The sequence below is a fragment of the Cellulosilyticum sp. ST5 genome, from assembly GCF_046529625.1.
GTDB classification, from domain to species: domain Bacteria; phylum Bacillota; class Clostridia; order Lachnospirales; family Cellulosilyticaceae; genus Cellulosilyticum; species Cellulosilyticum lentocellum.
Genome location: NZ_CP132338.1, coordinates 1,376,641 through 1,398,491 on the forward strand (window position 1 = coordinate 1,376,641; position 21,851 = coordinate 1,398,491).

Consider the following 21,851-nt stretch of genomic DNA (forward strand, 5'->3'; position numbering starts at 1 on the left):
TTAAAAACTTATCCTAACACAAAATAAAAGCAAAGGTATCACCCTTGCTTTTATATAAATCAATTACTTATTTAGTAGTTGTTTTAGTGGTTGTTTTATTAGTAGTGTTATTGTTAGTAGTAGTACCATCATTAACCACACCATTTTTTTCATTAACCACACCATTAGTTGCATTACCTGTAGGACTTGTGGTAGGAATTACTGTAGGGCTTACTGTAGGACTTACAGTAGAACTTGGCATTGTGCTTTCAATCGGTGGATTAGTTGCTGTAGTACCATTATTAGTTGCTGTGCAACCTACAAAAGCAAAACTCATCACAACAAGTGCTGATAAAAATATTAATTTTTTCATATGAATGCTATACTCCTTTTCATGAAATGAAATATTCTACGAAGTTAGTATGAGCACTAATTATGATTTTATGCATAAGCTTTTTAAATCAAGTAAGTTCAATAATATGAATAGAATGATCCGTATAGAGATCAATATACTTATCTTGTACTTTGATAATAGGTCTATAAACGCAGGCTGGATTAATGGCAACTACTTCTCCTATTTGACCATTGCTTAATTGAACGTAAGTTCCTATGTAATAAGTAGCAATATTAGTTAAAAATGTTAATAGAATTTTTGTATCAAGCTTTCCAAATACACCTTCTTGCATTAATTGCATCACATCAAAAGGTGAATGTTTTTTTTGATACGGCCTTTCTGAGAGCATAGCGTCATAAACATCTGCTACTGCTAATACTTTAGCGATATCATTAATATTTTCACTATAAACCCCATAAGGATAACCTGAACCATCCATTTTTTCATGGTGCATTAAGATTCCTATTTTAATATCTAAACTTATACTTTTATTATCTTGAAGTAGTTCATAAGAATAGCGAGAATGCTGCTTAATTTCTTCAAACTCACTTTCTGTTAGTTTATCTGGTTTATTTAAGATTTTAGGATCTATTTTCATCTTACCAATATCGTGTAATAGTCCAGCAATTAATAAGGATTCTATCATTTGTTCCCCATATTTCATCCATTTCCCAATCAGCATGCTTAATAAAGCAACATTAATACTATGTGTATATGTATAGCTATCAGCATATTTAAAAAGGTTAATACAACCAATTATTTTATAGTTATCGTTAAAGGCATCTTGCATTTGTAGCTTAACATTTTTAAAGGCTTCATAATCAACTACATTATCAGTTGTAACTTGATTAAGAAGTACTTGAACGGTATCTGTACATTTTTTATAGCTTTCTCTTGTTTCTTTAGTGATTTTCCATACATCATCCCATGTATTAACAAAAATAGTAACCTCATCAAAACTGAGTTCCTTTAAGGTTTCAATAGTTTCTGCTGTTAATTCTTGATTTTCACCCACATAGACTAAACCATTATCTAAATTTCTAACAGCTTCAGCAACTAGCATTCCTGGCATACATTCATTTAATGGAATTGTTAACTTTGGCATAGCTTTCCCCCTACATTATATTCTGTTATTACAAATTGTCTTATAACTAAATTTTATACTAATTCCATTTATTATACAATATAAACTAAAAAAAAGCTTTTGGTATTGAGGGTAAAAAATATCCCTCTCATATATCATGAGAGGGATATTTTTTAGTAAGCAACACCTTGCATATACATAGCATCAGCTACTTTTAAGAAGCCTGCAATATTAGCACCAAGCACATAATTATCTGGTTCACCATATTGTGTAGCTGCCTCACGAGAAACAGTGTGAATATGTTTCATAATACCTTTTAATTTTTCATCTACTTCTTCAAATGTCCAGCTATATCTCATACTATTTTGAGACATTTCAAGACCAGAAGTTGCTACACCACCTGCATTAGCTGCTTTACCAGGAGCAAATAGAACGCTTGCTGCTTGGAATACTTCTACTGCTTCAGGAGTAGAAGGCATATTAGCGCCTTCTGCAACAGCCATAACACCATTTGCTACAAGCGCTTTAGCTGCTTCTTCATCTAATTCATTTTGTGTAGCACATGGAAGTGCAATATCACATTTAATAGTCCAAATACCACGGAAACCGTCTGTATAGGTTGCATCTTTATGTATATTAACGTATTCTTTGATTCTCTTACGCTCTACTTCTTTAATTTGTTTAACAGCATCTAGATCAATACCATTTGGATCATAGATATAGCCATTTGAATCACTAAGTGCTACAACTTTAGCACCAAGTTCTATAGCTTTTTCAGCAGCGTAAATAGCTACGTTACCAGAACCAGATACAACTACTGTTTTGCCTTCAAAGCTTTCACCTCTGGTAGCAAGCATTTCTTGTGTAAAGTAGCAACAGCCATAACCTGTAGCTTGTGTTCTTACAAGAGAACCACCATAGTTAAGTCCTTTACCTGTGAGCACGCCAGTAAACTCATTACGTAGACGTTTGTATTGACCAAACATAAAGCCAATTTCACGAGCACCTACACCAATATCACCGGCAGGAACATCTGTGTCAGCACCAATATGTTTGCTAAGCTCAGTCATAAAGCTTTGACAAAATCTCATAATTTCTTGGTCTGATTTACCTTTTGGATCAAAATCACTACCACCTTTACCTCCGCCCATTGGTAGACCTGTTAAGGAATTTTTAAAGATTTGCTCAAAACCTAAGAATTTAATAATACCTAAGTTTACAGATGGATGGAAACGAAGTCCCCCTTTATATGGTCCAATAGCACTATTGAATTGTACACGGTAACCACGGTTAACCTGTACATTACCGTTATCATCTACCCATGATACACGGAACATAATAGCACGTTCTGGTTCTACAATACGTTCAAAGATTCCTGATTTAACATATTGTGGGTTGCGCTCAGCAACTGGCTCCATACATAATAATACTTCTTTTACTGCTTGATGAAACTCTGGTTGTGCAGGATGATTTTTTTCTACTCTACTCATTAAGTCCTGCATGTACTCCGTACGAAAACTCATAGATACGCCTCCTATAAATTAAGTTCCTGCGGCTCATCTTCCGCTAAAAACATTTTATCATAATACGAAATTTTTTCAACAAAATAATTCATTTTTATTGAATTTTATTGAATTATAAATAAAGATGTATTAATCAATTTCTGATTATAATCATAGTATTATCAGGCAAGTTTTCATAAAGCCATTTAGCATCCTCATCACTTAAAATGATGTTTCTTCTTTTAGTTCTTGCACCCAGAGATTTACTAGCGCTGGTAAGTATATTCCAGTAAGCATCTCTTATGTAACCTTGAAAGCCATATTCATCACTAATTTTTATCCAAAAATTAGCACCCTCTTTATGCACAGCATCTTCATAAACATCTGCTTTACCTTGTAAATAATATGTGCCAAGAGGAGGTGCATATTTTCCTTCGCCTAATGAGCAAACCATGGTCTTAATCTTTTTTTCGCCTTGATAACAGTAAACTACTGTATTTTGACTACAAACTACTTCTAACCATAGACGATTTTGCTTTAAAGTAGTTGTGGTAAATTGAACCGTTTCAGGTTCACTTATTTCACCACTTGCCACCTGTGTTTGAAAAATAGCTTCATATGTTGTTTCTGGTTTTAATCGATCTTGCAAAATAAAATAGGCATGATGAGCATCTGTTAGTATGCCATTAATTTTATCATTCGCAATCATAACAGTAGCTTTAACAATAGGCTCTTTACTTTCTAAAGTTAAACGTGGATAAAGACCAATCCATTTATCTTGTTTAGCGGGATAAGTCTTAGTAATAGATGGTTTTTGGTCTACCTGTAACACAAATACTTGATCTTCATCTAGTAGGGTTCCCGTATGTGAAGGCATGCCTGTCTTGAAAGAAAGAACGTAACGTTTACCATTTTCTAAAGGTGATTTAGGAGTAAAAACAAAACGCGTTAAATCTGTATATTGTTTACCATTAGTAGCTGTTACCATATAAGGCTTGATATAAAAAGTTGCGTCGCATTGCAAAAATTTATTGATTTGAGTAGCGTTCATAGGTGTACTAAATTGAACTTCAAATGAATTACTACTAGAAATAAGAAAATCATTTTGTGGACTTAGTATATGAATTGGAGCTTTAAAAGCAATATGTACTTCTTCAGATTTACAAATTCCTTGCCATTTTGTAGGGGCATTTTCAATAAGCATCTTTACTTTTTTCCCTTTAATTAAACTGGTTTCTTTGACTTTTATAGATACAACTTCTGGTTTAATCCAAGTAACTGAATAGTCTACATTATTTTCATAAGGCACTTCACCTAACCATTTAATGTACTGTTCGAAGCCGGCTTGTTCCATTGGTAGTAGAAAATTGATTGTAATTTCCGCATAATCTTTTTTCACTTCTACCCAAGATAAATTAAATCCTTTAATTAACCATAATAAAACGAGTATTACTACAATAGTAAATGATAAAATTGTTAATTTTTGACGATATCTATTCATATTACATCCCTCCAACTTGTCTACAACATATCATATGATAGAAAAGGGACAAACATGATAAATTTTACTGTTAAAAGCAAAAAAGGTACTATTGAAAAAATAGTACCCTTTTAGTCTTTTGTTAGTGTACGGTTTTAGATCCTATAAAAATGCCTAAAGCCGGAATCGAATTAGGAGGATTTTTAGCCCTATGTTTAATTTACGGTTTTAAACATAAAAAAGTGCCCAGAGCCGGAATCGAACCAGCGACACGAGGATTTTCAGTCCTCTGCTCTACCGACTGAGCTATCTGGGCATCTGGAGGGAGAAGGATTCGAACCTTCGAAGCTATCGCAACAGATTTACAGTCTGCCCCCTTTGGCCACTCGGGAATCCCTCCATACGATATGTTTTCTTAACACTTGTACATCATAACAAATACAACGTATACTGTCAATATTTTTTGTATATAAAACAATTATTTTTTATGGTATGAAATTTTATGACATTATAGTATAATAGATAACATACAAAAGCTAAAGGACGGTCAATTTATGAAAATTTTAGTTGTTTCTGATGTAGAAAGTAATTATATCTGGGACTTCTTTGATAAATCAAACTTTCAAGATATAGCTTGTGTGATTTCTTGTGGTGACTTAAAAGCATCTTATTTATCCTTTTTAGTTACTATGCTGGCAGTTCCAGTGTTTTATGTTCATGGTAATCATGATAAGGGCTATCTCACACAGCCTCCTGAAGGTTGTGATTGTATCGAGGATAAGGTTGTTACTTTTAATGGTTTACGCATTGCTGGATTAGGTGGTTCTATTGAATATAAAGGTGGTCCATTTCAATTTACTGAAGAAAAAATGCAAAAACGCGTTAAAAAACTTGTTAGAACTTGTAAAAAACCCATTGATATTTTAGTTACTCATTCTCCTACCTTTGGAATAGGGGACAATCCCAATAGTCAGTGTCATATAGGATTTAAAAGTTTTTATACGCTTTATGAGCAGCTTTTACCCAAATATCATTTGTATGGACACAATCACTTTACTTATTCATCTAATGCTAAACGTATTTTAGTACATAATAATATTCAAGTTATTAACGGATATAATTATTATATTTTAGAAATCTAAAAATAGGGAGTAAGGTTAATAACCTTACTCCCTATTTATTTACCCGTAATACCTTGCATATAAGAAAATGGATCTACAGGTGTTAGTGTTTTAATATCTGGAATTTCTCCTTCTACTCCCTCTACTAACCAATCCATATGAATGATATCCTCATAATCTAAGTTTTCGCCAGCTTTGGCTTTTATCACATGATTTTGATCATAGATAGGTCCTTTAAATACATCAAATTCATTTCTAATAATCGCTTGCTTAACATTCTCAATCAAATGTTTCATTGGAGCTGTCATATTACGGTTAGAATATAATAAATCTACGATGCCATTATTCATGCCTTGCCAAAAGTTAACAGGCATATCTGAACGATTGTTATCTTCTTGTATGCTCTTCCAAGTACCATTTAATATATTTTGAATAACTTGTTCATAAAATACACCCCAATTCCAGATAGCCATAGCATAGTGGGTTTTTTGATGTGTATTTTGATTAATACTATAAACACCATAGCCTTTGGAAATATCTCCTGGAATAGGGAGATCTTCATTTGAAATAATATCTGCACCAGCATTAAATAAGGTTTCTGCTACAGCTTTACCGCCCTCTGGATTATCCCACCTATTAGTCCAAAGTGCCTTGACCTTAACTCTAGGATTAACGGCTTGTGCCCCTAAAGTAAAGGCATTAATACTACTTACTACCTCTGAAATAGGATAAGGTGCAACATAACCAATCACATTAGTTTCTGTCATTGATCCTGCAATCATTCCTAATAAATAACGTGGTTCATGGATGCGTCCATAATACAAGGTAAGAGATTTATAAGAATGGGTTGCTGCACAATTAAAAAATTTAACATTTGGAAATTCCATGGCAGCTTTTAATGCTGGAGCTAAATAAGTAGGGCTAGTTGCAAATACGATGTCATAGTGATCATTTGCTAAGGTCTTAAAAGCATCAAAAGCTTTATCGTTTTCAGGAACTCCTTCTATTTTAGTGGTTACGATTTGATCTTTAAATACATTATCGATATGTAATCGACCTAATTCGTGGGCATATGCCCAACCTGATGTAGAAACAGGTTTAGCATATACAAAAGCTATTTTTAATACTTTTTTTGAAGTTACTAAATCAGATAGAGATGAGAATACACTTTTCTTTTTAGGAGGTTGAATAACCTCTGTTTGAACATGAGTTGTTTCGGCTTCTATTACCTTTAACTCATCAATAATATTTTTGACTTTTACTTTATAGGCTTCTGGTATAATCTCTTTAGAAAGTCCATAAATCTTTAAAAAGGTTAAAAAGGCATCACCAGTTGTAATATCTAGTTGATCACCGCCTTGCTCTAAATAAAGCTGTCTAAAGGGACGATAACAATTAGCTAAAAAGATTTTATCTGCCTCATCTTCTGTAGTCATAGTTCGATATTGTTTAACATAAGAAAGAAGCTCTGTAAAACGTCCGATTTCTGAAAACCAAATGGTATTGATGTGAGTTTCTTTGTAAAAATTCATAAACTCATAATAAATAGTATTTAGCTTATTATTAGGGTCACGTTTAGGAATGAGGCGAATGACTTGACCATTAATGGTGGTTCCTTCAACAAATTTCAAAACACTTACCCTTTTATTTCCCTCAATAACAAAGAAACGATTAAGATACTCATAAACTTTAATTGGATCTGCAATACCTGTTTGAATGTGGTAATCGTAAAGATACATCCACTTTGAAGCAAATTCAGTTTTGATATTCATAATGGGCATATAATTATCAGCAAAAGAAATACTTCTAGCATGAGTGTATGTTCCTACAATCTTATTAATAGGAATCTCCACTAGCCCTAAAGGAAATTCAGCTGCAATATCACCTGGTTGAATCATACTATCTAGGGCACGTAAGTAACCAGATTCGCCTTTTAAAAGTTTTTGATTCCAAGCTTGTTTACCGCTCTTATAAGCCTGCTCATAAGCATGTTGTAATTCTGTATGATTCATTTTTTTCACCTTAGCTTTCTACATCTATTTAAAGAATTATTTTCAAAATAAGCAGTGAAACTTATTTAAATTATTTGGGTGAAAAGATTTCCAAATGTTCTTGGTCTATCCCCCAATGAAGTTTATTATCTTCTATAGTATAAATCATCTGAAAACTCATATTCCCAACGGTATATTCTATAGTGTTTGGTGAAATAATACGATAAACACCCTCGGGTAAATTATTTTTAAAGGTAACCTTGCCATCTTTTGTAAAGGTTAGAACTTCCCCAGTTTCTTCTGATTGCCAAGTATGAACCAAGGTAATAGCCTCCTTTTGCTTAAGAAAAGCTAAACAAAAGAAACTTATAACAAGTAATCCTATAATCATTAAAACGGTTATAGTGCCTCTATAATGAGGCTTCCTTTTTTTCTTTAGCACATATTTTGGTTGATACATGATTCCCCCTAGTTTTTTCTTTATATTTTACACTAAAATAGACTTATTGACAATTCTATTTCATATAAGGTAATAGCTTTGTCATATCTAAGGGAATTTCTATTACTCCTGCTGCATATGGTGCTATTTCATATACATTAAAAACGATGACAATTAAGCCATCTTGATTAATATAAAAATTTTGCTCATCTTTAATACCTACAAAGCCACCATCGCCTACAAAAAAAACTTCACCTTGTTGTATTCTACGACTTATTTGTTCATTGATTCCGGCATTAATTAAGGCTTTATAATCCACTGTAGGTTTGAATAGATCTTTTAACGAAATAATTTTATTTTTTATTAAATCAATGGTAATATAACGTAGTTCACCTAAGCCATGAGCTCCTCCACTATATTGATATTTAAAAAACTCCAATGTATAGTAAGGATAAGGAGAAGGAATAGCCGTATAACTTTCTAAGTATTCAAATTTCAGCGGCTTTAATCCATCGCGAATCATTTCTTTATTATATTGCAAGGCTTCTGAAATGGCATTTTTTTTTCTGGCTTTTGCTTCTTTTAAAAGATTTTGATTGAATTGCCTTTGAAAGGTGCGATCTGTAAGGCCTTGGAGTTGTGGTATCTTCATGTCTAATGAAATCACTTCGGACTGATAATGATAAGACTTAGGACAAGCTGTTACAGAATTTTGCGTTGCCATTACGAAAATAGCTGCTCCAGGTTTTTCTTTAGCCGGTTGTGTTTTGGCATAAAGTGTTGTAAATAGCATGCAGTAAATCAAACCTAAAGCGCACATTGCTTGAATCATTCTTTTTTTATTCATTTTATGCCCCCTATATAATTTATTTATACTCTTATTGTACCCTTATAAAAAAACCATATGTTAGATAAACATTTGTAAATCTGCAAAGTATTTCATCTTGAAAAATATGTCATAGCTTTGTTTAAAAATTTTTCTAAAGAGGTGTCATAATGTCTTCTATTTCACAATGTGTTCAAGATATGAATCATTATTTTTATACCCGAAAAACTTATGATTTAAAACTTCGTACGTATTACTTAAAAAAATTAAAAAGCGCTATTTTGAATCATCAAAAAGAAATTGAAAAAGCGCTTCATAAAGATTTTAAAAAGCCAGCTTTTGAAACTTACTTAACTGAAATTTATACAACAATTTCAGAAATCAATCATACGCTTAAGAATCTTAAAAACTGGTCAAAGCCTTTACAGTATAAAGGAGTACTTCCGGTTATAGGTGGCAATACAAAAGTATTGAAAGAACCCTATGGTATATGTCTTATTTTTTCACCTTTTAACTACCCTTTTCAATTAGCAATGATGCCTCTTATTGGAGCTATTGCAGCAGGCAATTGTGCCATTGTTAAGCCTTCAGAATATACACCAGCTACGAATAAAGTACTTCGTATGATTTTAAATGAAGTTTTTCCACCCTACTATGTAACACTTGTGGAAGGTGATAGCATGGTGTGTACTGAACTTCTTAACGAACCACTAGATTATGTTTTTTTCACCGGTGGCATAGAAACGGGTAAAAAGGTAATGAAACAGGCATCTGAACATTTAATCCCTGTAACTTTAGAACTAGGTGGGAAAAGCCCTGTTATTGTAGATCATACAGCTGATTTACGTTTAGCAGCTACTCGTATTGTATGGGGTAAATTTTTAAATGCAGGGCAAACCTGCGTAGCTCCAGACTATGTTCTTGTTCATGAAAGTGTAGCAGATCGCTTGTTATGTTATATAGGTTTTGTATTACAACATTTTTACAGAGAAAAAAAGCATATGGCACATATTATTAATGAAGCACATTATGTTCGTTTACTTCAACTTATAAATGAAGATAAAATACATTTTGGTGGACATTTTAATACAGATGAATTATATATTGAACCAACAGTTCTGTACCCTGTCGCACCTTCTGACTTATGTATGCAAGAAGAAATTTTTGGCCCTATTTTGCCTATTATACCTTATAAGCGTTTAGAAGAAGCTATTCATTATGTCCAACGTTATCCTAAGCCACTAGCATGCTATCTTTTTAGTAAAGACCAAAAACGTATTGACTATTTACTTAAACATCTTTCTTTTGGAGGTGGTTGTATTAATGATACAATATTACATGTTACTCACCCACAAGCTCCTTTTGGCGGGGTAGGTTATAGTGGAATGGGGGCATATCATGGTTATAATAGTTTTAAAACCTTTACTCATGAGAAAACCGTTCTTTATAGTACTCCTAGGGAGCTTCCTTTTCGTTATCCCCCTTATGATAAACAATTAAAATGGATTAAAAAAATGATTCGATAAACAAATAAAAGTGACTTCTACGATAAAGAAGCCACTTTTATTTGTTTATAAATCATGACAATCATGCCCTTTTTTCTTCTTAATTTGATTAAGTGTATCTAAGAAGCTTTCAATTTCACCAATTTCCATGTCACTCTTAATGTTCATGGTGTGAATTTTTTCTTCTCTAAAGTTTTTTAGGTGCATGGTCAACCCTTCATTAGAGTCTTTCTCTGTGTAAATACAGCGATAACCTTCGTTATATTTTTGCTTAAGTTCATTTAAATCACCCACAACTTACACTCTCCTTTCAGATTACATGTCTTAGTATAAGTCGTTTTTTGATTTTCATACGAGATTAATAAAAACTTAGTTTTTTAATCTGTTCTTGCTTATTGTGCGCATCTATTTCGTGAGTATAGATGGACAAAGTAATAGAAGGATTACTGTGAGAGATTAAAGAAGAGATTGTAGAAATATCCATATTAGCTGCAATACAATAAGAAGCGAATGTATGTCTAAAAAGATGCGCATGAATATGACGACCCGTTGCAGCAGAAAGTTTTTTCATTAAATCATGTAATGTACGTGTTGGCATATAATTGTTAGAATCTGTTTTACTCGGGAACAGATAATCACTTTCTTGAAGTAGATTTTGAAGTCCCAGAGATAAAGTGCTGATAGATTCATTGTAATTATCTAAGGCTTTCCTTAACTCATCATGTATAGGTACTTGATTATATTTACCTCCTTTTGTAAAAAGTGTAATGGTATTTTGTAATAAATTAATATCTTGTTTTTTTAAAGCAACTACTTCGTGAGCACGACATCCCGTATAAAGAAGAATACTAATAAGAAGCTGATTACGCAGTGAACAATAATAAAGATAGTCATAATAAGTGTTATTTACCTTTAATTTATATTGCTTCTCTTCTTTTTTTAAAAAATCAAAAATAAGAGAGATTTCTTCTCGGCTTAAAACTTCTTTAGGAACAACATTTTTCTTTGAACGTATAGGATCAATGTATTCATGAAGCTCTTCTGTACAAAGTTTTTTACGGTAACAAAATTTAAAAAAGCGATGCATAACTACTCTTTTACGTTTAATAGATGTCATTTTTAATTTAGAAATTTCTATAAAATAATCTTGAAAATCCTCAAAATTTAGGTCATCCACTTCCTTCTTTTGTGTCCAGTTCTTAAATTGATTTAAATCTTGTAAGTAAGCCTTAATCGTGTGAGAAGATAACTGTTCAGCTTCTAAAGACGATATAAAATATTGAATGGCTTTTTCAATAAGCATCTACAAATCCTCCTCATTAAAATAGATATAATAAAAGCCGCAGTATTAAACTGCGACTATGCTATTTTATTGTTGTGATGGTTTGGTGAGTTTTTTGTAAATAAGGAAATACATTCCTCCAATAAATACACCACCAATAATATTACCAAGAGTTACGGGAATTGCATTATTAATAAGGAATTTCCCCCAACTTAGCTGATCAGCTGTTGCATGAGCCAGTTCCATATATTCAGCATTATTCTTCACAAAAAGTGCTACAGGAATATAAAACATATTAGCTACAATATGCTCTGCCCCGCTGATTGCAAAAGCAAAAATAGAGAAGAAACCAGCCATTACTTTTCCTGTAATATCTTTAGCTGCATAAATCATCCAAATACCAGCACATACATAAATGTTACAAATAATCGCTAAACAAAGAGCTTGCGTAAATTGAAGGTTTGATTTAGATACGGCTGTTTTAATCGCATAAGCACCAAAACGACCATCACTCATATTAAGAATGCCGCTATTTGCTACTAAAAATGCGATTGCTACTGCTCCAATAAAATTACCTACTAATACAATAATTAAATTTTTAAAAAATCCACCCCATGTTGTGCGTTTTTCTAAAGTTGAAATGACGATTAAGCAGTTTCCAGTGAATAAATCTGCACCATTGATAACTACAAACATAAGTCCAATAGGGAATACTGCACCCGTTACTAATTTAGCTAAACCTTTATTTGCAACATCATGAGCTGCTACTGAGGAAGCAAAGCCACCTAATGCAATGTAAACACCTGCCATGATAGCCATTACTAGTACTAATAATGCACTACGATTAACTTTGTTGACACCGCCATCGCTAGTATAATTTGTGATTTCCTGTGGTGATAAATAATTTGCCATTTGTATACACTCCTTTTTCAGTATTAGAGTATACCATTATCACCTTGAGAATTCAATAAGCTTCTTGCCTTTTTATGTGTATTTCTACTTCTGTTTATACATATCTTGTAGTTTTTGGGTATAATCACGTTCTAGCTGGTGATAGGCTTCTTTCTCTTTAGTGATTTGTTCTTTTAGATGAGATATTTCTTCTTTAAAGCTTAACTTTTGTTCTAATAATTCATTGCGAAGTTGAAGCTCTTGTTTGTCTTTTAATTGAGTTAACTCCTGTTGTTGCTTCGTTTCTAACTGATTTTTTTCTTCTTTTAACTTTTCTACCTCTCGTTGCAAAAACCAAATTTCAGAAGCTAATTCATCATTTCTATTTTTAAGTTTACCATTCTCATTATTACGTTCTTCGATTTCCAACTCTAAGCGCTTATATCCTGTTACTTGTTCTTTTAATAATGTAATCTCTTCCTCGAATTTGGTATGCAATAAAAGATGGTTATTCAATTGCTGTTGTACTTGCTCCTTCTCTTTTACCTCATCTGATAACTTACTTTTTAAAGCTTCTATTTCCTGAAGTTGACTAAATTCTTTTTTTTCAGCATCTTCTAGTATTTCTTTTGTCTTTTTATGTTCCAACAAAATTTCTTCTTTTTCAGCTACTTGCTCTTCCATTTTTTTCTCTATCTCCTTCAACTGTTCCTGATAGCCTAGCTGACTTTTTTCTATCATATGGGTATAAATACCCTGTACTCTTTTTAATAAAGTCTGCAATTCTTTTAAATCACCTTCAAAAAGTGAGTTTTCTTCTTTTGCTTTTTCTAGCTTATAACTAGCTAATAACATCCCCATAAACTCTTTGCCACTTAGCGTACTGTCTTTCATTAATTCACTTAATTCATTTTTCAATTCCTCTGGTACTTTTACACCAAATGTTACATCTGCCATTACTTCTCTCCTTATATGTAAACTTACATTATAAATAGTTAACCTTTATTATATATAGAGTTAACTAAAGTTAACTCTATATATAAGTTAACATATTTTCAAAATTAAAATCAAGCCACCACAGATAATTTTATATTATCTGTGGTGGCTTGATAAAAAAGTAAGAAAAGGTATTAGATTATTAAACTAATATTCTGTAAATTATATAAAGATTACCATTTAAATATAGAGACTTCAAAAAAATGCTATTTAAACGGGTATTAAAGATATCGTATTTCTAAAATAGAATTCAAAATAAAATGAATGACATTAAGGAGTTAATACTATAGAGAGATATAACAAGGTAATAAATCAGACGAAATAAAATGATTTGGCAACCAGTGAACTGGCTCATTTGGAGAATTGAAGATGAAAATAAAAAATTAGCAAGGAATGCAAAAAGGACGTCCTTCTGGACGTCCTCATTAAGCATTGCACTGATTAATTGGATAAACATTGTTTAACAATGCTGCTCACTTTTTGGTTATCAGCTCTGCCACTCACCTTAGGTTTAATGGCAGCCATAACTTTACCCATATCTTTCATAGATGTTGCTTCAACTTCTTCGATCACTTGATGAATAAGTGAAGTTAGCTCTTCATCACTTAACTGCTTAGGCAAGTAACCTTGTAAAACAGTAACTTCTGCATTAGTATCTGCTACTAAATCTGGGCGATTTCCCTTTTCAAAATCAGCGAGAGCATCTTTGCGTTTCTTGATTTCTTGTACAATAATATCAAGAATTTGTTCTTCACTAACCTCCTGCAGAGTGTCTTTCTCTTTTTGAAGAATGGCACCACGAATGCTTTGGATGGTATTTTTGCGAAGGACATCTTTTTCTTTCATGGCTTCTTTCATATCTGAAAGAAGTTTTTCTTTTAAAGACATCTGCATCATCCCTTGTACAAAAAGCTTATGCTTTTGTATTCATATGGTAAACAACAAACAATTAATATTGTTTATTTTTTTTACGTGCTGCTTCTGATTTCTTTTTACGTTTTACACTTGGTTTTTCATAGTGTTCTCTTTTGCGGATTTCTTGCATGATACCTGCTTTTGCACAGTTTCTTTTAAATCTACGAAGAGCGCTATCTAATGATTCATTTTCGCGAACAGTAACCTCTGACATTTCTTTCCCTCCCTCCGGTGCAATGTTGTGCTTTATGCATTTGTACGGAGAAAAGATTAAAGCACTACGTTAAATTATAAAGTAATTTACGTGATACGTCAAGTATTCCACGTATATTTAATAGGATATCCTTAAGTTTTTATTACTTTTGATTCATATAAAATACATCATATATTATAAAAACTAGGCATTAAGCTGTGCGTTGATTGTTGTTTCAGCAACAGTAATAGCTTCTTTAATCTTAGAAGCATCTTTACCACCAGCTTGTGCCATATTAGGTCTACCGCCACCTTTTCCACCAACAACACCTGCTACAGCAGAAATGATTTGACCACAGTGTACCCCTTTTTCTACAGCACTTGGAGTAGCCATAGCTACAAGGTTTACTTTATCTGCAACATGGCTCATTAATAAAACAACCCCATCCTGAAGTTGATCTTTTAATGAATCACCCATGTTTTTAAGATCATTCATATCAAGTTCATCTATTTGACTTACTAACACTTTTATACCATTAATCGTTTTTGCTTGCTCAGTAAGGGCTCCTGCCTTACTAGCTGCAATTTCAGCTTTAAGTTTTTCATTTTCTTTTTCAAGATTTTTAAGCTCAATAGTCATACTTTCCACTTTTTTTACTACTTCTGTTTTTTTAGCTTTAACGAGAGCACTTACCTCATTTAAGCTATTTTCCATTGTTTGATAGAAATGAAGAGCACCTCTACCTGTTACTGCTTCAATACGTCTTACGCCAGCAGCAACACCTGTTTCAGAAATAATTTTGAAAGTACCAATAGCAGCTGTATTTTGAAGGTGTGTACCACCACAAAGCTCTACTGAGTAATCACCCATATTAACAACGCGTACTGTTTGGCCGTACTTTTCACCAAAGAGAGCCATTGCGCCTAACTTTCTAGCTTCATCAATAGGCATTTCTTTAATAGTAATGGTTAAACCTTCAAGAATTTTTTCATTTACCAAAGCTTCTACTTTTTCAAGTTGTTCATGAGTTAAAGCTTCAAAGTGAGTGAAGTCAAAACGTAGACGATCTTTATTCACATTTGAACCTGCTTGCTCGATATGCCCACCTACCACTTCACGTAATGCTTTTTGTAAAAGGTGAGTTGCACTATGGTTACGAGAAGTATCCATACGTGATGCATTTTCTACTGTAAAAGTAGCAGATTGACCTTTTTCAATAGAACCTTCTACTACTTGAGCATGATGAGCAAACTTACCACCGATAACTTTAGTTGTATCGCTAACAACAGCTTTACCTGTAGCTGTTGTAATAAGACCAGTATCACCTGCCTGACCACCACTTTCAGCATAAAATGGTGTTTCAGAAATAACAACATAAATAGAGTCACCACAGCCTGCTGCTTCTAAAAGTTCTTCATCATTTGCAAGTACCTCTAATGTACCTGTTGTTTCAAGCTTATCATAACCCACAAAAGTTGTCTTCATAGTTGAATCCATTTGATTAAATATGGTTTCATCTGCACCCATATATTTAGAACCACCACGCGCATCCCTTGCTTTTTGACGTTGAGCATCCATTTCTACTTTGAAACCTTCTTCATCAGCTTTTAATCCTTGTTCCTCAAGAATTTCATGTGTTAAATCAATAGGGAAACCATAAGTATCAGAAAGTGTAAAGCAAGCTTTACCGTCTAATACCGTTTTACCTTCTGCTTTCATTTCATCGATGTGTGCTTTTAAAATATTAAGTCCACGGTCAATCGTTTCATTAAAGTTCTTTTCTTCTACAGTAAGAAGTTTCGTAATATATTCATATTTATCTTCAAGCTCTGTATACTCATGTTTGGAATTATCAACTACTGTTTTAACAAGATCTTTTAAGAATAAACCTTCAATACCTAATAATTTAGCATGTCTAACGGCACGTCTAAGAAGTCTTCGCATAACATAGCCGCGCCCTTCATTAGAAGGAAGAACACCATCCGCAGCCATAAAAGTTACTGAACGAATATGGTCTGTGATAACACGAATTGATACGTCGTTTTTGTAATTTTCACCATAAGTAACACCTGCAAGCTGGCAGACGTGATCACGGATAGCTTTGATTGTATCGACATCAAAGATAGAACTTACACCTTGCATCATAGCTGCAAGTCTTTCAAGTCCCATACCTGTGTCAATATTCTTTTGAGCAAGTGGTGTGTAAGTCCCGTCTTCATGGCGCTCAAATTGGGTAAATACTAAGTTCCAGAATTCCATATAACGGTCACAGTCACAACCCACACCACAATCAGGGCTATCGCAGCCAAATTCAGGACCTCTATCAAAATAGATCTCTGAACAAGGGCCACAAGGTCCATCAATACCAGCTTCCCAGAAGTTATCTTCTTTACCCATATAAATAACTTTTTCATTAGGTAAGCCAATTTTATTTCTCCAGATTTCAGCTGCTTCTTCATCATCTTGGTAAACAGTTACAAATAAACGTTCTACTGGAATCTCAAGGTGTTTTGTAACAAACTCCCAAGCCCATTCAATCGCTTCTTCTTTAAAATAGTCACCAAATGAGAAGTTCCCCAGCATTTCAAAGAAAGTACCGTGACGTGCTGTTTTACCAACATTTTCAATATCACCTGTACGAATACATTTTTGACAAGTTGTCATTCTTCTTCTAGGTGGTTCTTCTTGACCAGTAAAGTATGGTTTAAGTGGTGCCATACCTGCATTAATGAGTAATAAACTATTATCATTGTGTGGTACTAATGGAAAGCTTTTTGCACGAAGATGCATTTTACTTTCAAAAAATTTAAGATACATTTCTCTTAGTTCATTTAAACTATAGTTTTTCATTTGCTCCTCCTAATAAATATCATTTATATTAACCTTGATTTAGCGCTATATACTCTTCTAAACAAAGCCCCTTTTGTTTCATCACGGTAGCTACTTCTATACCTACATAACGGTAATGCCAAGGTTCATACGTAATGTGTGTGATGTGTGTTTTATCTTTAGGATAACGTAGTACAAATCCTTCTAAATAACTATTTTTCAAGAGCCATTTACCAGTGGGCGTTTCACCAAAACTTATAATAAGAGGATCTTCCAGAACTCTCATACTCCAAGTTGTCACATCAATGGCTAAGCCTAACTGATGTTCACTATGTCCAGGAACTGCTACTATTTTAGCAGCTTCTATTTTGGCTGTTGTTTCATCCATACCTTGTTTTTGATAGAAAGCTATTTTTTTATCAAAAAGCTTTTGCTGATAAATAAAAGAACGATAGCCACTTACTAAGCTTAAAGGCTCTAACCATTCATTAAACAACCTATTATTAAGCCTTATAAAAGCATGAAGTACAACTTCACATACCCAGATTCCTGAAGTAGGATCCTGAATTAAATCTTCTGGAATAAAAGTCTCACTTAAGCCATGAGAAGGATTAACTAAACAGACGTCATTCATATATAGCCTCCTTTAAAAAGTTACTGGAAATACAAAAAAACCTCAATCCCAATAGGGACGAGGTTTCTCGCGGTACCACCCTAGTTATAGGCATAAAAAGCCTATCACCTTAAGGATTGTTAACGAAATCACCCGAATACCTCTACTTTTGTATGTTCAAGATATTTACTCCAAGACTGCTTCTATAAACAGGTATTAAAAAGCTTTCACCAATTGCTTCTCTCTCTGCAAACCCTTATTTATATACTCCTTCTTTTCACAGTAGTTCATATATATTATACGTTTAGTTTAGTTTGTCATATGCTATTCTTATACGATTATATGTAATCTTTTAGTTTTTGTCAATATATGACTTTTAAGGCTTTAGTACGTCTCAATCATTAATTTCATGAATAAAAATACCACTACGTAGTTTAGGCTCAAACCAAGTTGATTTTGGTGGCATTAATTGATGTGCATCTGCTACTCGAATAAGTTCATCCATAGAAGTTGGGAACATGCTAAAGGCTATATCCATATCTGTATCTGTTCTTCTATTGAGTTCTTCTATACCACGAATACCTCCTACAAAATCAATGCGTTTATCACCTTTTGGATCATGAATTTTAAAGATAGGCTCAAGGACATAGGTTTGTAGTAAAGAAGCATCTAACGAAGCGACAGGATCTGTTTCATCAATCCATTCTGGTTTCATAGTTAACTTATACCATTTCTTTTCGTAACGTATTCCGAAAGTATGTCTCTCCTTAGGTTTATAAATTGTTTCATTGATAGCTTCTATTTCAAATTTCTCTTGTAATTGGTTAAATAATTGCTCAGCATTTAAATTGCTTTCATCTTTAAGAACACGATTGTAATCCATAATACAAAGTTGTTCTTTAGGAAAGATAGTTGCTAAAAAATACTGTGCATCTTCTGAGTTTTTTCCTTCTTCACGGTACTTTCTTGCTACAGCCGCAGCAGCTGCTGCACGATGATGCCCATCTGCAATATAAAGTGCATCAGCTTCTTCAAAAGCAGAGGTAATGTTATGAATCGTATGAGGGTCAGATACTTTGAACACCTCATGTTTAACACCATCTTCTCCTATAAAGTAATAAACAGGTTCATGTTTAGCGGTGTATTCTAATAACCAAGCTGTTATAAGTTCTAATCCTTTATAAGCCAGAAAAATAGGGCCTGTATGGGCCTTGCAGTAAGAAACATGCTTGATACGATCTAACTCTTTGTCAGTTCTTGTATTTTCATGTTTTTTGATAATTCCTTCATCATATTCTTCAGCGGATACTAAACAAACAAGTCCATATTGTGTGGTCATACTATTACTTAAACCATAGATATATAAACTAGGCTCATCTTTAATAAAAACACCTTCCTTAATCATACGTCTTAGCGTATCACCTGCGAAAGCATATAATTCATCCCCTTTTGGATTTGTAATATGCATTTCAGGTTTGTCTACATGAAGAAAAGAATAAGGGTTTCCTTCTACCATCTTTTTTGCTTCTTCTGTATTCATTACATCATAAGGTAAAGCAGCTACTTTAGTCACTAATGAATTGGTTGGTCTGAGTGCACCAAATGCACGTATGGTTGCCATTTTATCACTCCTTTCAATTAATGTTTATATCATAACATATTTTCTGACAAGAATGAATATTTTATGTTGAATCTTTAGTAATGATGTTTTCATTTTACCTTCATTGGTTTTGTATTATAATAAAAAGAGTATCAGATAATTTGGAGGCGAAAAAATGAGGACAATAATGTGGTTTGTAAGCTTTGTTTTTACTTTGATTGGAACTCTTCCTAAATTAAGAAAAGCCCATAGTTTACAAAAAAGTGGTGATGTAGAAGCATTAGAAGCTTATGTTCACGAAGCATCTACAAAATGGATGTTAGGTAATATTAAGCGTAGTGGTGCAACAGTAGAAGTTAATGGACTAGATAATCTTCCAACTGACCAAACTGTTGTTTATGTTAGTAATCATCAAGGAAACTTTGATATTCCTCTTTTGATGAGTTATATCAATAGACCTAAAGGCTTTATTTCTAAAATAGAAGCTAAGAAAATTCCTATCATTGTGAAATGGATGGAATTATTACACTGTGTCTTTATGGACCGTTCTACTTTAAAAGGTTCCGCAGGAGCTATTATTGAGGGAATTAAGGTTTTAAAGCAAGGACACTCATTAGTTATTTTTCCTGAAGGTACAAGAAGTAAAGGTGATCAAATGGGTGAATTTAAAAGTGCAAGTTTTAAGCTTGCTACAAAAGCAGGTGTACCTATTGTTCCTGTTACTATTGATGGGTCTTATAAGCTCATGGAACTTAATCATAATAAAATTAAACCTGCACATGTTAAATTAACGATTCATCCAGCTGTTCCTACTAAGGGCTTAAGTAAGGAAGCTTTAGAGCTCTTACCAGATCAGGTCCATGCAATAATCGAAAGTAGTTTACCTTATAGAAAAGCAGACTAATATTCTTATAAATTATGCAAAACAAAAAATAGAAAATATTTCCAAGGAAATATTTTCTATTTTTTGTTTTGCATAATACTATCTGCACATAAAGCTGCCGTAGAAAACGCCGCTTGAATATTATAGCCACCAGTATCTCCATCTATATCTAAAACTTCACCTACAAAATACAGTCCTTTTTGTTTACGACTTTCCATCGTTGTTGGATTCACTTCTTTAAGATGAACTCCACCTGCTGTTACCATTGCTATATGAAAACCACCTAAACTCGCAATAGTAAAAGGACATCTTGTAAGTTGGTCAACTAATGCTTCTCTCTGTTTCTTTGAAAGTTCTGCGCAGGTTGTATGTTCATCTAGAGAAATACGTTGGCATAAAGCTTGATAAAGTGTTCGTGGTAATTCAAATTGCTTTAAAAAAGTAATGATTTCTTCTTTTCCTCTTTTGGCAACCTCTGAAGCAAAATAGGCTTTAATGTTTTCATAGCTTTTAGGATATAGAAAATTTACTTGCAGCGCATCACCACTTTTCATCCACCTTGAACTATTAATAATGGCCGGTCCTGACAAACCTTTATGTGTAAATAATAAATCACCTACATAATTTTGAATTTTCTTCTGTTCTCTCCAAATCGTTATTTCTATTTGTTTAACTGAAACACCTGAAAGCACTTTAAAAGTATTTTCATCAAGTCTTACATCTGTCAAAGCTGGTCTAGGTTCAATAATGCGATGTCCCAAATGCTTGGCTAATAAATAACCTGTTCCATCTGAACCCATATGTGCATAGGATTTTCCACCTGTAGCAATGACAACTTGATCACTAAAATAGCGTTTACCGGTGGCAGTTTCTACTGTAAAAACTTTATCATATACAGAAATCTGATTTACAAGCTCACTATAAATCATTTCTACATTAGACTTTTGACACTGAACAAGTAAAGCATTTAAGATATCCATACTTTTCATGCTCTTAGGGAAAACTTTATTATTAGGAAATATCGTATAAGCTACACCTGCTTCTTCAAAAAAACGCATGGTTTTTTTATTGTCAAAAGCTAATAAAGCTTTTTTTAAAAATTTTGCTTTATCATCATAGCAACTAAAAAAATCCTCTATATCACCGGCATGTGTAAAATTACATTGGCCAGCACCTGATATAAGAAGTTTTTTACCTGCTCCCTTGTTACGTTCTAATAATAACACTCTCTTTTGCTTTTTAGCTAAAGCTTGAGCAGTAAAAAGACCAGCCGGCCCACCACCCACAATAATGGTATTATAATGCATACCTTATGTCCTCCACTTATT

20 protein-coding genes, 2 tRNA genes and 1 other annotated feature are annotated in these 21,851 nt (G+C 33.2%); of the genes, 3 read left to right on the forward strand and 19 right to left on the reverse strand.

Translation table 11 applies throughout. The annotated features are described in order from the left end of the window. Positions 1-67: 67 nt before the first annotated feature. The 6 genes from QTL86_RS06800 to QTL86_RS06825 form a co-directional block, all read right to left on the reverse strand. Positions 68-352: a hypothetical protein gene (locus tag QTL86_RS06800; RefSeq protein ID WP_127066635.1), complete on the reverse strand. Its 285-nt coding sequence runs from the start codon at positions 350-352 to the stop codon at positions 68-70. A gap of 88 nt (positions 353-440) precedes the next feature. Further along, positions 441-1,478, reverse strand: coding sequence for an HD-GYP domain-containing protein (locus QTL86_RS06805; protein ID WP_127066634.1), 1,038 nt, complete (start codon positions 1,476-1,478; stop codon positions 441-443). Between the two features lie 152 nt (positions 1,479-1,630). Next, positions 1,631-2,980, reverse strand: coding sequence for an NADP-specific glutamate dehydrogenase (gdhA, locus tag QTL86_RS06810; protein WP_127066633.1), 1,350 nt, complete (start codon positions 2,978-2,980; stop codon positions 1,631-1,633). Between the two features lie 133 nt (positions 2,981-3,113). Further along, entirely contained in the window at positions 3,114-4,460 is a 1,347-nt protein-coding gene (locus tag QTL86_RS06815) for a L,D-transpeptidase (protein WP_127066632.1), read from the reverse strand. 222 nt (positions 4,461-4,682) lie between these two features. Next, positions 4,683-4,755: transfer RNA gene (locus tag QTL86_RS06820), tRNA-Phe, on the reverse strand. Positions 4,756-4,758: 3 nt separating this feature from the next. After that, a tRNA-Tyr gene (locus QTL86_RS06825) sits at positions 4,759-4,839 on the reverse strand. Between the two features lie 154 nt (positions 4,840-4,993). On the opposite strand from QTL86_RS06825, the gene QTL86_RS06830 reads away from it, so the two are divergent. Continuing rightward, positions 4,994-5,581 carry a metallophosphoesterase gene (locus QTL86_RS06830; protein WP_013657187.1) on the forward strand — a complete coding sequence of 196 codons (588 nt, stop codon included), beginning with the start codon at positions 4,994-4,996 and terminating at the stop codon, positions 5,579-5,581. A gap of 35 nt (positions 5,582-5,616) precedes the next feature. Here QTL86_RS06830 and QTL86_RS06835 read toward each other — a convergent pair whose 3' ends face one another. The 3 genes from QTL86_RS06835 to QTL86_RS06845 all read right to left on the reverse strand — a co-directional run bounded on the left by QTL86_RS06835 (position 5,617) and on the right by QTL86_RS06845 (position 8,837). Continuing rightward, positions 5,617-7,572: a BMP family ABC transporter substrate-binding protein gene (locus tag QTL86_RS06835; RefSeq protein WP_410496855.1), complete on the reverse strand. Its 1,956-nt coding sequence runs from the start codon at positions 7,570-7,572 to the stop codon at positions 5,617-5,619. Between the two features lie 70 nt (positions 7,573-7,642). Beyond that, the gene (locus QTL86_RS06840) at positions 7,643-8,011 is read right to left on the reverse strand and encodes a hypothetical protein (protein ID WP_410496856.1); all 369 of its coding nucleotides are present in this window, start codon (positions 8,009-8,011) and stop codon (positions 7,643-7,645) included. 55 nt (positions 8,012-8,066) lie between these two features. Next, entirely contained in the window at positions 8,067-8,837 is a 771-nt protein-coding gene (locus tag QTL86_RS06845) for a DUF3298 and DUF4163 domain-containing protein (protein WP_013657184.1), read from the reverse strand. Between the two features lie 149 nt (positions 8,838-8,986). Between QTL86_RS06845 and QTL86_RS06850 the strand changes: the two genes are divergently transcribed. Then, positions 8,987-10,342, forward strand: a complete 1,356-nt coding sequence (locus tag QTL86_RS06850) for an aldehyde dehydrogenase (protein ID WP_410496857.1) — start codon at positions 8,987-8,989, stop codon at positions 10,340-10,342. Between the two features lie 45 nt (positions 10,343-10,387). Here the strand turns inward: QTL86_RS06850 and QTL86_RS06855 are convergent, their stop codons facing one another. From QTL86_RS06855 to QTL86_RS06895, 9 genes are all read right to left on the reverse strand, one after another. Then, positions 10,388-10,615, reverse strand: coding sequence for a hypothetical protein (locus QTL86_RS06855; protein WP_127066628.1), 228 nt, complete (start codon positions 10,613-10,615; stop codon positions 10,388-10,390). Between the two features lie 64 nt (positions 10,616-10,679). Next, complete coding sequence (locus QTL86_RS06860) at positions 10,680-11,624, reverse strand: tyrosine-type recombinase/integrase (RefSeq protein ID WP_410496858.1); 945 nt, start codon at positions 11,622-11,624, stop codon at positions 10,680-10,682. 66 nt (positions 11,625-11,690) lie between these two features. Further along, positions 11,691-12,515: a formate/nitrite transporter family protein gene (locus QTL86_RS06865; RefSeq protein ID WP_127066626.1), complete on the reverse strand. Its 825-nt coding sequence runs from the start codon at positions 12,513-12,515 to the stop codon at positions 11,691-11,693. A gap of 84 nt (positions 12,516-12,599) precedes the next feature. Then, the gene (locus QTL86_RS06870) at positions 12,600-13,451 is read right to left on the reverse strand and encodes a hypothetical protein (RefSeq protein WP_410496859.1); all 852 of its coding nucleotides are present in this window, start codon (positions 13,449-13,451) and stop codon (positions 12,600-12,602) included. A 480-nt stretch (positions 13,452-13,931) separates the two neighbouring features. Then, positions 13,932-14,378, reverse strand: a complete 447-nt coding sequence (locus tag QTL86_RS06875) for a GatB/YqeY domain-containing protein (protein ID WP_013657176.1) — start codon at positions 14,376-14,378, stop codon at positions 13,932-13,934. 61 nt (positions 14,379-14,439) lie between these two features. Beyond that, complete coding sequence (gene rpsU / locus QTL86_RS06880) at positions 14,440-14,619, reverse strand: 30S ribosomal protein S21 (protein WP_013657175.1); 180 nt, start codon at positions 14,617-14,619, stop codon at positions 14,440-14,442. A 183-nt stretch (positions 14,620-14,802) separates the two neighbouring features. Then, positions 14,803-17,448: an alanine--tRNA ligase gene (alaS, locus tag QTL86_RS06885; RefSeq protein WP_410496860.1), complete on the reverse strand. Its 2,646-nt coding sequence runs from the start codon at positions 17,446-17,448 to the stop codon at positions 14,803-14,805. Positions 17,449-17,476: 28 nt separating this feature from the next. Next, a complete protein-coding gene (locus tag QTL86_RS06890; protein WP_013657173.1) occupies positions 17,477-18,061 on the reverse strand; it encodes a D-alanyl-D-alanine carboxypeptidase family protein in 585 nt (194 codons plus the stop codon). Positions 18,062-18,111: 50 nt separating this feature from the next. Continuing rightward, positions 18,112-18,330, reverse strand: a binding site (T-box leader). 104 nt (positions 18,331-18,434) lie between these two features. After that, positions 18,435-19,661 carry a DUF1015 domain-containing protein gene (locus QTL86_RS06895; protein WP_410496862.1) on the reverse strand — a complete coding sequence of 409 codons (1,227 nt, stop codon included), beginning with the start codon at positions 19,659-19,661 and terminating at the stop codon, positions 18,435-18,437. A 154-nt stretch (positions 19,662-19,815) separates the two neighbouring features. Between QTL86_RS06895 and QTL86_RS06900 the strand changes: the two genes are divergently transcribed. After that, positions 19,816-20,544, forward strand: coding sequence for a lysophospholipid acyltransferase family protein (locus tag QTL86_RS06900; RefSeq protein ID WP_127066622.1), 729 nt, complete (start codon positions 19,816-19,818; stop codon positions 20,542-20,544). Between the two features lie 56 nt (positions 20,545-20,600). On the opposite strand, the gene QTL86_RS06905 is transcribed toward QTL86_RS06900, so the two are convergent. Beyond that, a complete protein-coding gene (locus QTL86_RS06905) occupies positions 20,601-21,830 on the reverse strand; it encodes an NAD(P)/FAD-dependent oxidoreductase (RefSeq protein WP_410496863.1) in 1,230 nt (409 codons plus the stop codon). Positions 21,831-21,851 lie beyond the last annotated feature (21 nt).